This window comes from Paraclostridium sp. (assembly GCF_051657365.1).
Taxonomy (GTDB): domain Bacteria; phylum Bacillota; class Clostridia; order Peptostreptococcales; family Peptostreptococcaceae; genus Paraclostridium.
The window spans coordinates 1-13,651 of sequence record NZ_JBOFKN010000164.1; the positions used below are offsets into that span (position 1 = coordinate 1).

Sequence of the window (13,651 nt, forward strand, 5' to 3'; positions counted from 1 at the left end):
AAAAGGAATTAAACTAGTCAATGTTGTATATAAATAACTATTGTATGTAAAATTATATATATAAAATAAGGAGATAATACTTATATGGGAAAATCAAAAGTTTATTATTGTGATTTATATTCTAATTCTCAAGGTAAGAATATGCCTAATAATGTAAGAAGATTATTTGAAAGAGCAGGATTTAATGATTTAATAAATGAAAATGATCAGGTAGCCATAAAACTCCATTTTGGAGAAAAAGGAAATACTACATATATGAGTCCAGTAGCTGTTAGACAAGTTGTAGATAAAGTGAAAGAATCTGGTGGAAAGCCATTTTTAACAGATACAAATACTCTTTATTCTGGAAGTAGAACAAATTCAGTTGACCATATAACGACAGCCATAGAAAATGGATTTGCATATTCTGTTGTAAATGCCCCTATAGTTATTGCAGATGGATTATATAGTAGAAATTCTGTAGATGTAAAAATAGATAAAAAACATTTTGATATTGTTAAAATTGGTGGAGAAATATATAATTCATCAGCTATGATTGTAATGAGTCATTTTAAAGGTCATGAGATGGCTGGATTTGGAGGATCTCTTAAAAATTTAGCTATGGGATGTGCAAGTGCACCAGGAAAACAAATGCAACATTCCGATGCAAAACCAGAAGTTGATAAAGGAAAGTGTATAGGTTGTAGTAAATGTGCTAAGTCATGTCCAGTAGGGGCTATACAAATGGAAGATAAAAAGGCTAAAATAAATCATGAGATTTGTTATGGATGTGGTGAATGTCCTACTGTTTGTCCTACTAGAGCTGTTACCATACAGTGGGAAACTGATTCTGATATATTTGTAGAAAAAATGGCAGAGTATGCATATGGAGCAGTTAATAATAAAAAAAATAAAGTTGGATATATAACATTTGTTATGAATGTAACTCCGCTTTGTGATTGTGTGCCTTGGTCTGGAAGACCGATAGCTCATGATATAGGTATACTTGCATCTAAAGATCCTGTAGCCCTTGATAAGGCTTGTTATGATTTAGTATGCGAGGAAATGAAACATGATGTTTTTAAACATGCACATCCGACTGTTAATGGGATTAGAGTTATAGAATATGCCTATGAAATGGGTATGGGAAATATTAAATACGAATTGATTAAATTTTAAGTTATATATTATTTAAAGTGTAAGGGCAAGTGAATCCATGGAAAATTCACTTGCCCTTATTCATAGAAAACAAACTAATCGATCAGTGAGTGTGTTAGCATAGTTTATTTTCTATATAGGATATTATAACATAAATGAAGAAAAGTATTATGAATTTTGATAAATAGTGTAGATTTAAAGTAATATATATGTTGTTTAATGGTTAATAATTTTAAATATATGTATAGAAGGCGAAAATATATATACTCTTTATAATCCTAAAATGAAAGTAAATGAAAACGCACCTGAAAAAGGATAGTAAAGAGATACTAAGTTGTTGTTGACGTTTATTAGTATATAGGTTAGAAAAAATTAATGATAGTAAAAAAATATATGTAAACATTTAACTATTTGTATTTTCTATATTTATAGAAAGTAAAGGGTAAGTATAGTAAAATGAAAAACAACAAAATAATTGTGAATATTAATTCTATTAATATTTTTAAAACTAGACATTAGATAAGGGGTAATATTTATGAAAGCTTTTAAAGATGAAATGAATGCTATAGAAAGAAAAAATGCATATTTTAAAGGTGAAAGAGTAGATAGATTGCCTTGTAGCTTAATGTTTGAAGAAACAGCAGCTGTTTATGCAGGCATAGATGTAGAAAAATATTATTTTGATTCTGAGAAAATGTTAGAATCTGAAAAATATATAGTAAGAGAATTAGGAGCAGAAAGTGCAGGAATTAATGTTACATTAAGGGGCATGGGGGAAGCTCTAGGAAGTAAAATGGGATATAGTTCAAATAGAGCTTCATATTTAATAGATCCAATTTTAAAAGATTACAAAATGTTAGAAAATATGGATATAGTAAATCCATTTAAAGATGGAAGATTGCCAATAATATTGCAATCTTTAGGAAAAATAAATAAAGAACTAGGAAAAACAGTAAGTGTAGGAAGTGGTGTATCTGGGCCAATTAGTGCAGCATCAGCAGTTAGAGGCACTAATAATTTAGTCAGAGATATGATAAAGGATAAAGAAAATCTTCATAAATTACTGAGCTTTATGACCGAATGTAACTTAGTTTATATAAGGGCAGTTTATGAAAACTATGGATTAGTTTGTGGGATAGGAGATCCACTGTCTTCAGCTAATATAATAAGCCCTAAGCAATTTAGAGAATTTGCAAAGCCTTATCTTGAAAAAACGATAGATGGAATATATAAAATAACAGGGCAAAAGCCATCACTCCATATATGTGGAAAAACTCAAGGTATATGGGAAGATATTTCAAATATGAATTTATCTGCATTTAGTGTAGATAACTGTGAAGATATTGAAAAACTTAAACCTATAGTTGGAGATAAGATGTGCATAGTAGGAAATATAGATCCGGTATCTATTGTTAGAAATGGAACGCTTGAAGATATAGATAGAAGTGTTAAAGAGTGTATAAAAAAAGCAAGTGATAGTTCAAGGGGATATATAATAGCTTCAGGATGTGATATACCAGCAGGTGCATCTGTTGAAAACATAAAAGCTGTTACAGAAGCTACTAAGAAATATAGTGCAGGTATTAAGATGGGAGAATCAGTTGATTTTATTTAAATATGTTAAAATTAAAGACAAATTTAATTATATAAAGAAATATCAAAGGTATTTTAAGAAACTTGTAAAAAAAATAATGCTAAATTTATAAATGATGTTTTTAGAGTCAAAACAACCGGTTATGAAATAAATGAAAATTGTGATATTGTAGTAAAAACATCAAGGATACTTATAGAGTTAATAAAAAATTGTTCGATTTTAAAAAATAATATTGACACGAATATATTTGGTTGATAAAATACAATTATATTTTAACATTAAAATAATGTATCAGACACTTTTTGAAGTGTTGGGCTTTAAATAAGCAGTGGAATTATTAATCCATGGGATAGTTTAAAAACTTTTCCATGGATTTTTTTATTTGGAGAAAAGGAGGAAGAATCATGGTAGTTGATAATTACAAAAAAGTAAAACAGGTTTTATTTATAATTTTGATAGCGAATTTAGGAGTGGCATTACTAAAAATAATAGTAGGTACATCAATTCAAAGTTCCAGTATGACAGCTGATGGATTTCATTCAATATCTGATGGAACATCTAATGTAGTAGGGTTAATAGGAGTTTCACTTGCATCTAAACCAATAGATAAAGAACACCCATATGGGCATAAAAAATTTGAAGTTATATCAGGGCTTTTTATTGGAGCGATGCTATTTTTTATAGGTGGAAAAGTAATTATAGAATCAATAGGAAGATTTTCAAACCCAATTACACCAACAATAACAATTGAAAGTTTAATAGTATTAGTAATCACTTTATTAATTAATATATTTGTGTGTAGTTATGAATATAAAATAGGTAAAAAATTAAATAGTTATATACTTATTTCAGACTCACTGCATACTAAAAGTGATATATTTGTATCTATTGGGGTTTTAGCAACTTTAATTGGAGTAAGATTAGGACTTCCATCTATAATAGACCCAATTGCATCTTTGGTTGTTGCAGGATTTATATTACATGCATCGTATGAAATATTTAAATCAACAATTGATGTATTAGTAGATAGAGCAGTTATTGATGAAGAAAACATAAGAGAAATTCTTAAAAATTTCAAAGAAATTAAAGATGTTCATAATATTAGGAGTAGAGGAAGTGAAAGTGATGCGTATATTGATATGCATGTCATGGTGGATCCTAGTATAACTATTGTAAAATCTCATGAATTAGATCATAAAATAGAAAAAGCAATAAAAGCTAATATAAATGAAAATGCTCAAGTAATAATTCATATGGAGCCTTTTTATAATTAAGATACTAAAATAAAACATCTATTTATTGAAAAATTATAAATATGTAAGTAATCTAATGATTTTTGGGTAAATAATAAACACAACGAAAATAAAGCCATCTAAGTATAAATAAAAAATTTCTTAGACGACTACAAAATATTTTAGGAGGCTATATCATGCTAAATGAAAATGACAAAGTTAAAAAATCATTAAAAGAGCTAGAAGAAAAAGCTAAGGAATTAGAAAAAACTACGAAAAAAAACATAGAACACATGGAAGAAGACATAAGAAAGACATTAGAAGAATCTGATAAAGAGAGAGAAGAAATAGTAGATGAATTAATGACACCTCCAAAAGAACATGAAGAGGGTGATTATGAAATTGAAGAAGAAAAACCTGCAGAAGATACAGAAGAAGAACTAAAATGTGATTATATTGTTTATGAAGAAGGAACTTTTAAATATGAACCATGTAAAATATCTAAACATTTGAATATAGTGTCTAAAATTGTTTTAGTACTAGCGGTGATTTCAGCAATTATATTAGCGATGCAAAAGCAAGTTATTATGACTCCTTTTGGTGGATATGCAGGTTATAAATGGGAACCTATAGCTTTATTATATGGTGTATTAAGTGGATTTAGTGGATATATATTCTATATAGTTCTTAATGCATTATCAAATTTAGTGGAAAATATTGATAAAAGTAGACAATTAAAAGAATTTGAATTAAGACAAAAAATGGAGGATTATGATATATAAGACCACTAAACCCTAAAAGTAAACTGCAAGTGGTACTTTAATATAGTACTAATAAAACATATACTACTAATATACAAAACGATATAGTATAATTGACAGGAAAATAAATAGGAGTGAGATATATGAAAGTAGCTATAATAATGGGTGGAATATCCTCAGAACGAGAAGTATCATTAAAATCTGGAGAAGCAGTTTTTAATGGAATAGATAAAAATAAATATGATGTAGTAAAAATAGTATTAAACGATAAAAAAGATATATTTACTAAAATCAGTGATGATATAGATTTTGCATTTTTAGCACTACATGGTAAATTTGGAGAAGATGGTTGTGTACAATCGATATTAGAAGCAATGGAGATACCATACTCTGGATGTAATCCATTAACAAGTGCTTTATGTATGGATAAAAATATGACTAAAAAAATATTGAGAGATTCTAATTTACCAACAGCAGATTGGACAGTAGTTAGATATCTTGATGAAATAAATTATGATGAAATAGAAAAGATAGGTTATCCAGTATTTATAAAACCAAATAGTGGAGGATCTAGTGTAGCCACATTTTTAATAAAATCAAAAGACGAAGTGTACGAAGCAGTTAAAAAAGGATTAGAAGTTGATGATTGTGTAATGATAGAAAAATATATAAAAGGGGGAGAATATACATCATTTATATTAAATGGAGATGTATTCCCAACAATATCAATAGTTGCTAATTCAGAGTTTTTCGATTTTGAATCTAAATATAATCAAAATGGAGCAACTGAAGAAGTTGTATATCTAGAAAAAGAATTACAAGAAAAAGTAAATGAAATATCAAAAGGTTGTTGGATTGCTTTTAATTGTAAGGCATATGTAAGAGTAGATGTTATAATAAATAATGGAGTACCTTATGTATTAGAACTTAACACATTACCAGGAATGACAGAAACTAGTTTAATACCAAGAAGTGCAAAAGCTAATGGTCTTGAATTTAGTGACTTAATAGATAAAATAATAGAATATTCTTTAAGCTAAAATTAGTTTGGATAAAGATAATCTATTTAAATTTGTACTGAACCCCAATTGTTGGACTAAAAATCTAACAATTGGGGTATTTTTATATGGCTATCGACGAATTACGCTAATATAACTCATATAAAGTTCAATTTAAGTAGCTTATTTTCAATTCGAAAAAAGATAGACTTTGATTTTTAAAAATCAAAGTCTATCTTTTTAATTCTATTATATTTTGAACTAAGGCTTTACATCTACCGCAGTCAGATCCTGCTCCTGTGATTTTTGCAACTTGATCAGTTGTAGTAGCTCCATTTTTAACAGCAATAACAACATCTTCAAGAGAAACTTCTTTACATCCACAAACAGATGCTAATATTTTTTCTATTTCTCCACAACATTTACTGCACCCTGTTCCAGCACCTGTCATTTTCTTTATTTCATCTAAAGTACGAGCCCCTTGTACCATCGCTTTTCTTATGTCTATGTAACTAACTTGTTTACAATGACATATTATTCTATCTCCAGCCATAATAAATTTCCTTTTTAAAATTTTTAGTTAAAGTATAGTATATTACAATATATAAATTTTTTCAAAAGAAAATTAGGAATATTTAAATTAATTTAAAATATATTTTAAATATTGAAAATGATTATCAAGTGTGTTAGGATTTAATTGAACATGAAAACGGTTATCAAATAATATGATAAAATATATGAAAATGATTATTAAAAAATAGGAGGGCTAAAAATGGATATCACACAAATGAGTGTAGGGAGTAAAGGAACGGTGGACTATATACAAGGAAATGGGTCATTTACTAGACGATTGTTATCATTGGGATGTACAGAAGGAACACCTATACAAATAAAGAAAATAGCACCACTAGGCGATCCGATTATAATTAATTTTAGAGGTTTCGATATAGCCATTAGAAAAAAAGAAGCAGAATTTATAAAAATAAAATAGAACAATATATAGGGGTGAAATTATGATTAATATAGCTTTATTAGGTAATCCAAATGTTGGTAAAACAACTATATTTAATGCAATTACAGGACTTAAACAAAGGGTAGGTAACTGGCCAGGGGTAACTATAGAAAAAAGAGAAGGAAAATTAGGGGAAGATATAAATATTGTTGACTTACCGGGTATATATGCAATGGATACTTTTTCAAATGAAGAAAAAATATCTAAAAACTATTTAGAGAGTGAGAATGTAGATGTAATAGTTAATATAGTAGATGCATCTAATATATCTAGAAATTTATATTTAACAACTCAACTTATGAAATATAATAAACCAATAGTATTAGTTTTAAATATGATAGATATAGCAAAGCAAAAGGGAATTGAAGTTGATATTAAAAGTTTAGAGAAAAGTTTAGGGGTAAAAGTAGTTCCTATGATTGCGAAGAAAGGCGTAGATGCTAAACTATTAGAAAAAACTATATTAGAAAGTTTAGATTCATTATTTATATATAAAGATTATCCCAACGATGAAGATAGTACATATAAAGAGTTAGAAAAAATATTAAATAAATGTAGTAAGACAGAAAAAAGAAATGAAGAAACTTTGAGCGAAAAAATTGATTCAATAGTTTTAAATCCAATACTAGCATATCCAATATTTATAGGGTTACTATATACATTATTTAAATTTACTTTTGATTGGGTAGGAGGGCCTCTACAAAAATTTTCTGCAGGCGCAATAGAAACCTATGTACAAGTACCTGTAAGCGAACTTATAGCAAATACAAGTCCATGGTTTTACTCACTAGTGGTAGATGGTATTATAGGTGGACTTGGAGGAGCATTGCCGTTTTTCCCGCTAATATTTGTATTGTTTTTAGGACTGACTCTACTTGAAGATAGTGGATATATGTCTAGAATAGCATTTTTAATGGATAAAATAATGACAAAGGTTGGATTGTCAGGAAAAGCTTTTATACCTATGGTTATGGGTATGGGATGTTCTTCACCGGCTATAATGTCAACTAGAACACTTGATAGTGAACAAGATAGGAAGATAACAGCGCTTATAGCACCACTTATGACTTGTGGAGCTAAGTTACCTATATATGCTATGTTTGTATCAATATTTTTCCCTAAAAATGCAGCATTAGTTACTACTTCATTATATTTAATAGGAATAGTTGTAGCAATAGGAGTGGCGCTATTTATAACTAAGAGTCAAAATTCATATTCTATGTCACCGTTTATAATAGAACTTCCAAAATATTCTATACCTACATTAGGACAATTAATTAAAAATACATGGAATAAATCTAAAGGATTTTTAGTAAGGGTTTGTACTATAATGTTTGCAATGTCAATTGTTATATGGGGGTTATCTTCATTTAACTTTAATGGATTTACACCTGAAATAAACGATAGTTTTTTAGCTAGTATTGGTAAAATAGTAGCTCCTATATTTGCGCCACTTGGATTTGGAGATTGGAGAGCAGGTGTATCTATAATAACTGGTATTTCAGCTAAGGAAATTGTTGTAGCTACGATGGAAATACTTTACGGAGATTTAAATACAGTATTGCCTACAATGTTTACAGGAGTAACTGCATATGGATTTTTAGTTTTCAGTGCATTATATACTCCATGCATAGCGGCGCTTGCAACTATGCATAAAGAATATGGAATTAAAATGACATTAATATCATTCTTATATCAATTCTTTATTGCATGGGCAGGAGCTTTTTATGTATATCAAATAGGAACTTTGATAACATCAGGATTTGAAGTTTATAATTTAAGTAGTTTAATTATAGGAACTATAATAATATATTCTATATGTTTGATTGTATATAGAAAGCTTAAGCGTTTAGATTTAAATAAAGAGATAAAAATGAATAATAAATTAAAAACTGCTATATAAAACATAATTAGTAAAAGGTGATTATGTTTTATATGAATTTTAGATAGGCATGAATGTATGGAAAATGATTGGAATCTAGATGCAATATTATCATGCATATTTACTATAGCTAATATCATGGCAGAAAAAATAATGTGAATTTAGGAAAAGCTAGTCAAAATGACTAGCTTTTTTCTCGCAAATAATAGCTAATGAAATGAATATTAATTTGTGTATTTTATACTTATAATATTATATAAGATAAAAATGGATAGCATATTTAATAGGAGTATACGATTAACAATAAATATAATAGGTATGCTGATTATATATAATTTCTATTGAGTATATATAAGGTTGAAGTTTTGTTTATGATAAAACTTATTTGAAGTGAAATATATTAGATATAGAACGAGAAGAGACTTTTTATATTAGGATAAACATTAAAAAATTTTAATAATATTTTTAAGATAAATTAATCTTTATTTAAAGTAACTTTCACAATCAAAATATATAATGAGTTTATAATCAAAATATAAATAAAACGGAGGAAATAAAAATGAAGAAAGAAGATATAAAAAATAAAATAGAAACTTATAAGAATGAAGGTATTGGAGCAGGAATAGAAAAATTAAAAGGATCAAATAAAAAAATAAAGAAGTTTATAGCAATAACTTTGACAGGGGCAGTAGCAGTAGGTGTATTAGGCGCAGGAACTGCATACGCATATGTAAAATCAAATGTAAATTACTCACAATCACAATTAGAAAAAATAGCATTAAAAGAAATACAAGGTGAAATTGTAGGAGTTAAAAAAGATATAGATGAGGATAATATGGCATTAGCTTATGAATTTAAGATAAAAGATAAAAATAATATGATAAATGAAATTGAATTAGACTCAAAAACTGGAGCTATAATAGATATAGAAAGTTATAATGATAAATATTCTGATGATGATAACAATAAATACAATGATAATAAAGAAGACTACAACTACAATGAAATAAAATCTAAAAGTAAGTTTTCAGAAGAACAATTAAAAAATATTGCTTTAAATAGGATACAAGGTGAGGTTATTGGGGTAGATAAAGAAATAGAAGAAGATACTATGTCTATAGTATATGAGTTTAAAATAAAAGATAAGAATAACATAATACAAGAAATAGAAGTAGATTCAGTAACTGGAAAAATAGTGGATGTAGAAAATTATAATTTAGACTCAGATAAAAAACAAGAAGTTAAAGATATAGAAAGTAATAATGCCGAGTCTAATGAGAAAAGTGCAAATTAATAAATAAAATATAAGAAGGTGAGTTTTTGTATAAAATATTAATAATAGAAGACGAAGAAAATATAGCATCATTTATTAATATGGAACTATCGTATGAAGGCTATAAAGTTGATACAGCTAATGATGGAAAAGAAGGATTAAATAAAGCTTTAGAAAATGATTATGATATGATTATATTAGATTTGATGCTACCAACATTAAATGGATTAGAAGTTTGTAGACGTCTACGAAAATTAAAAAACACACCGATAATAATGCTTACAGCTAGGGATAGTGTTATGGATAAGGTATCGGGACTTCAAATAGGAGCAGATGATTATATTGCTAAGCCTTTTGCAATAGAGGAACTACTTGCAAGGATTGAATCGATTCTAAGAAGGGTTAATACAAAAAAAAGTACAAGTAATATATTAAATTTCAAAGATATAAATATAGATATAGAGGCTAGAATAGTAAAAGAATACGATGAAGAAGTAAATTTAACTACTAAGGAGTATGAATTACTAGTACAGCTAATAAAAAATCAAAACAAAGTATTAAGTAGAGATTATTTATTAGAACATGTATGGGGATATGATTATGATGCAGAAACTAATGTAGTAGATGTATATATAAGACATTTGAGAAGCAAGCTTGAAAATAATGATTATATACAAACTGTTCGTGGAATTGGATATGTTATAAGATAATATGAAAAAATTAAAAGAAGTTTCAACATTTTGGAAAATGTCTTTTGTATCTTTTATATCTATTGTATTAATATTTTTAATTACTTATATATCGCAATTTATAGTTTTTAGAATTTGGACAGTTAAGTATGAAAAAGAAGAAATAAAGTCAAGGGGTAAAGAACTTGAAATTTTATTAAATAATAATGACTCAGATGATATTCATAGAAAAATAGCTGATTCTATGGATATAGAAGCAATTATATATAATTCAGATAATCAAGTTTTATTAAATACGACAGACCATGGGCTTAACCATTTTGAATTTTATAAACCTAATTCAGCTAAAACTAATCTAAGATTTGACGGTGATGATGATAAGGTATCGTTAATTATACCTGTAAATATAAAAAATAATGATTGTTATATGTATATAGAAAAAGAAAGCGAATTGTATAAGGATTTTATCAAAAATACAATACCTATAATAATTATTATGCTAGTAATGGGACTTTTAATAAGTTTATTAGCAGGAATATATATATCTAAACAGTTTATAAAAAAGCTGAAAAAATTAAGTTCTACCATGAAAGAAATTCAAGAAAAAGGAATTTATAGTAGAGTGGTGATACAAAATCCAAAAGATGAATTTGATAAAGTGAATATAATTTTTAATGAAATGATGGACTCCGTAGAAAATTCTTTTGAGACTCAAAAACAATTTGTGCAAGATGCTTCCCATGAATTAAGGACACCACTGACAATTTTAAAGGGGCATTTAAAAATGTTGGATAGATGGGGAAAAAATGACGAAATAGTTTTAGAAAAATCATTAAAAATAAGTTTAGAAGAAGTAGATAGATTGACTAAGCTCGTAAATGATTTACTAGAACTAGAAAATATAGATAATGAAGTTAAAATAGATAATGAAATAGTTAAAATAAATCTAAGAAAATCAATAAAAGAAATTATATATGATTTTGAACTTACACGAGATGATTTATTATTTGATTTGATAATAGATGAAAATTTGTATATTTATATGAATAAAGAACATTTTAAGCAACTTTTTATAATATTTATAGATAATGCTATAAAATATTGTGACAAGAATGAAAAAATTATAAATATAAGTGCATATTTAGAAAACAAAGATGTTTACATTTCTATAAAAGATAATGGAATTGGAATAGATAAATATGAAATTCCAAAGATAACAGATAAATTTTATAGAGTAGACAAATCGAGAAAATACAACAATAGTTTTGGAATTGGATTATCAATTGCATCACAAATAATAAAAATTTATAATTATAAATTAGATATTAAAAGTGAAGTTGGAAGAGGAACTGAGATTATTATAAAGTGCAATCAATAAAACAAGGATAAAAAGATTTAACTTTATCCTTGTTTTTTAATTGCACTTTATATCAAATAGTTGATATTATAATAAGTAATAATGTTCTATATTTTAAATTAAGACTCTTAAGGGGTGATCAATTGTTATTTTCAGATTTAAAATTAAATGAAGAAGAACCAATATACATACAAATAAAAAATTATATAGATGTTATGATAAATAAAGGTTTGATTCCAAATAATAGTAAGCTACCATCTACAAGAGAGCTTAGTCAATTTCTAAATGTAAGTAGAAATTCTATAGTAGCAGCATATGAAGAACTAAAAGCGGAGGACATAATATACTCTATTTCAGGTAAAGGAACATTTGTAAATCACGAAAAGACAGCTTCTAATAATTCTTGGAATGTAGATTTTGATTCATTAGAAAATGAATACAGCAAAATAGCTAACAACATGGATATTGTAAAAAAAGAAATACCTTGGAGATCAGACTTAATATCTTTTAAAAGTATATCTCCAGATGGAGAATTGTTTGACATAGATGAATTAAAAAAATCATTTTTAAATAGAATATCTATAGAAGGGCATAAGATATTAAATTACGGATATGCAAAAGGATATAAGCCACTAATAGATTATTTACTTACGTATATGAATACTAAAGGGGTAGATACTACAAATAAAGATATATTAATTACTAATGGATTTACAGAGGGACTTGATTTATTGTTAGCTTCTTTTACAGAGAAGGGAGATTATATAATTTGTGAAAATCCTACCCACAATACTGCAATAAAAATATTTAAATCTCTAGGTTTAAATATAATAGGTATTGATATAAATCAATATGGGTTAGATTTTAATATGCTAGAAGATAAGTTGAAAAGTTTACAAGGAAATATAAAAATTAAATTTGCATATATAACTCCATCTTACCATAATCCAACCGGTATAGTTATGAGTCCTAAGGATAGATATAAGTTTTATAATTTAATGAAATTGTATAACGTAGCAATAATTGAAGATGGATTTAATGAAGAGTTATTATATTCAAGTTCACATATATTCCCAATAGCTTCCCTTGATAACTTGAATAATGGTGTAATATATATTGGTAGTTTTTCAAAAATATTATTTCCAGGGCTTAGACTGGGATGGATATTATGTGATAAAAATGTTATAAAAAAATTAGAAAGTGTAAAAAGATGTAAAAGTATACATGTATCTTTCTTAGATCAAGCTATATTATATGATTATTTAAGTAATGGAGCTTTTGAAAAATATGTAAAGAAAATAAGAAAATTTTATGGAGATAAATTTAATTTTGCCTATGAATGTGTAAAAAAATATATACCTAGTGAATACGTATTAGGTGAAGGTGGATTACATATTTTTATTAAACTAAAAGGAATAGATTCAAGAAAATTATTGGGAAAATGTTATGAAAAAGGTGTTATATTTATGCCAGGCGATATATTTTACACAGATGGAAAAGGATATGATACTTTAAGATTAGGAATTTCAAGAGTATCATTAGAAGATATAGAAAAAGGTATAAAAGTTATTGGGAAAAGTATAGAAGAGTTATAAAAAATAAGAGATTACCTTAATTGTAAGGTAATCTCTTATTTTGTTAATAAAAAAATAAATGTTAAAAATTGTAAAAATATTACTTGGTATTTTATGTTAAAATTAAAACTATAATTTAAAA

At 26.6% G+C, this 13,651-nt stretch carries 12 protein-coding genes; 11 read left to right on the top strand and 1 reads right to left on the bottom strand.

What is annotated here, in order from left to right; genetic code table 11:
* Positions 1 to 84: 84 nt before the first annotated feature.
* The 5 genes from ACRCYC_RS12755 (at position 85) to ACRCYC_RS12775 (ending at position 5,764) form a co-directional block, all read left to right on the top strand.
* Complete coding sequence (locus ACRCYC_RS12755; protein ID WP_438619525.1) at positions 85 to 1,158, top strand: DUF362 domain-containing protein; 1,074 nt, start codon at positions 85 to 87, stop codon at positions 1,156 to 1,158.
* A 514-nt stretch (positions 1,159 to 1,672) separates the two neighbouring features.
* The gene (locus tag ACRCYC_RS12760; RefSeq protein WP_438619526.1) at positions 1,673 to 2,752 is read left to right on the top strand and encodes a uroporphyrinogen decarboxylase family protein; all 1,080 of its coding nucleotides are present in this window, start codon (positions 1,673 to 1,675) and stop codon (positions 2,750 to 2,752) included.
* A 383-nt stretch (positions 2,753 to 3,135) separates the two neighbouring features.
* Positions 3,136 to 4,005: a cation diffusion facilitator family transporter gene (locus ACRCYC_RS12765; protein ID WP_438619527.1), complete on the top strand. Its 870-nt coding sequence runs from the start codon at positions 3,136 to 3,138 to the stop codon at positions 4,003 to 4,005.
* A 155-nt stretch (positions 4,006 to 4,160) separates the two neighbouring features.
* Positions 4,161 to 4,745 carry a hypothetical protein gene (locus tag ACRCYC_RS12770; protein WP_438619528.1) on the top strand — a complete coding sequence of 195 codons (585 nt, stop codon included), beginning with the start codon at positions 4,161 to 4,163 and terminating at the stop codon, positions 4,743 to 4,745.
* A gap of 122 nt (positions 4,746 to 4,867) precedes the next feature.
* On the top strand, positions 4,868 to 5,764 hold the full coding sequence (locus ACRCYC_RS12775) for a D-alanine--D-alanine ligase (protein ID WP_438619529.1): 897 nt from the start codon (positions 4,868 to 4,870) through the stop codon (positions 5,762 to 5,764).
* Positions 5,765 to 5,954: 190 nt separating this feature from the next.
* On the opposite strand, the gene ACRCYC_RS12780 is transcribed toward ACRCYC_RS12775, so the two are convergent.
* Positions 5,955 to 6,275, bottom strand: a complete 321-nt coding sequence (locus tag ACRCYC_RS12780; protein WP_438619530.1) for a (2Fe-2S)-binding protein — start codon at positions 6,273 to 6,275, stop codon at positions 5,955 to 5,957.
* Positions 6,276 to 6,494: 219 nt separating this feature from the next.
* Here ACRCYC_RS12780 and ACRCYC_RS12785 point away from each other — a divergent pair, with 219 nt between their 5' ends.
* The 6 genes from ACRCYC_RS12785 to ACRCYC_RS12810 all read left to right on the top strand — a co-directional run bounded on the left by ACRCYC_RS12785 (position 6,495) and on the right by ACRCYC_RS12810 (position 13,530).
* Positions 6,495 to 6,713, top strand: coding sequence for a FeoA family protein (locus ACRCYC_RS12785; protein WP_438619531.1), 219 nt, complete (start codon positions 6,495 to 6,497; stop codon positions 6,711 to 6,713).
* 22 nt (positions 6,714 to 6,735) lie between these two features.
* Positions 6,736 to 8,637: a ferrous iron transport protein B gene (gene feoB / locus ACRCYC_RS12790; protein WP_438619532.1), complete on the top strand. Its 1,902-nt coding sequence runs from the start codon at positions 6,736 to 6,738 to the stop codon at positions 8,635 to 8,637.
* 538 nt (positions 8,638 to 9,175) lie between these two features.
* Positions 9,176 to 9,910 carry a PepSY domain-containing protein gene (locus ACRCYC_RS12795; RefSeq protein ID WP_438619533.1) on the top strand — a complete coding sequence of 245 codons (735 nt, stop codon included), beginning with the start codon at positions 9,176 to 9,178 and terminating at the stop codon, positions 9,908 to 9,910.
* A gap of 26 nt (positions 9,911 to 9,936) precedes the next feature.
* Entirely contained in the window at positions 9,937 to 10,599 is a 663-nt protein-coding gene (locus tag ACRCYC_RS12800) for a response regulator transcription factor (RefSeq protein WP_438619534.1), read from the top strand.
* Between the two features lies 1 nt (position 10,600).
* Positions 10,601 to 11,956, top strand: coding sequence for a sensor histidine kinase (locus tag ACRCYC_RS12805; RefSeq protein WP_438619535.1), 1,356 nt, complete (start codon positions 10,601 to 10,603; stop codon positions 11,954 to 11,956).
* 122 nt (positions 11,957 to 12,078) lie between these two features.
* Positions 12,079 to 13,530 carry a PLP-dependent aminotransferase family protein gene (locus ACRCYC_RS12810; protein ID WP_438619536.1) on the top strand — a complete coding sequence of 484 codons (1,452 nt, stop codon included), beginning with the start codon at positions 12,079 to 12,081 and terminating at the stop codon, positions 13,528 to 13,530.
* The last annotated feature ends 121 nt before the right edge of the window (positions 13,531 to 13,651 follow it).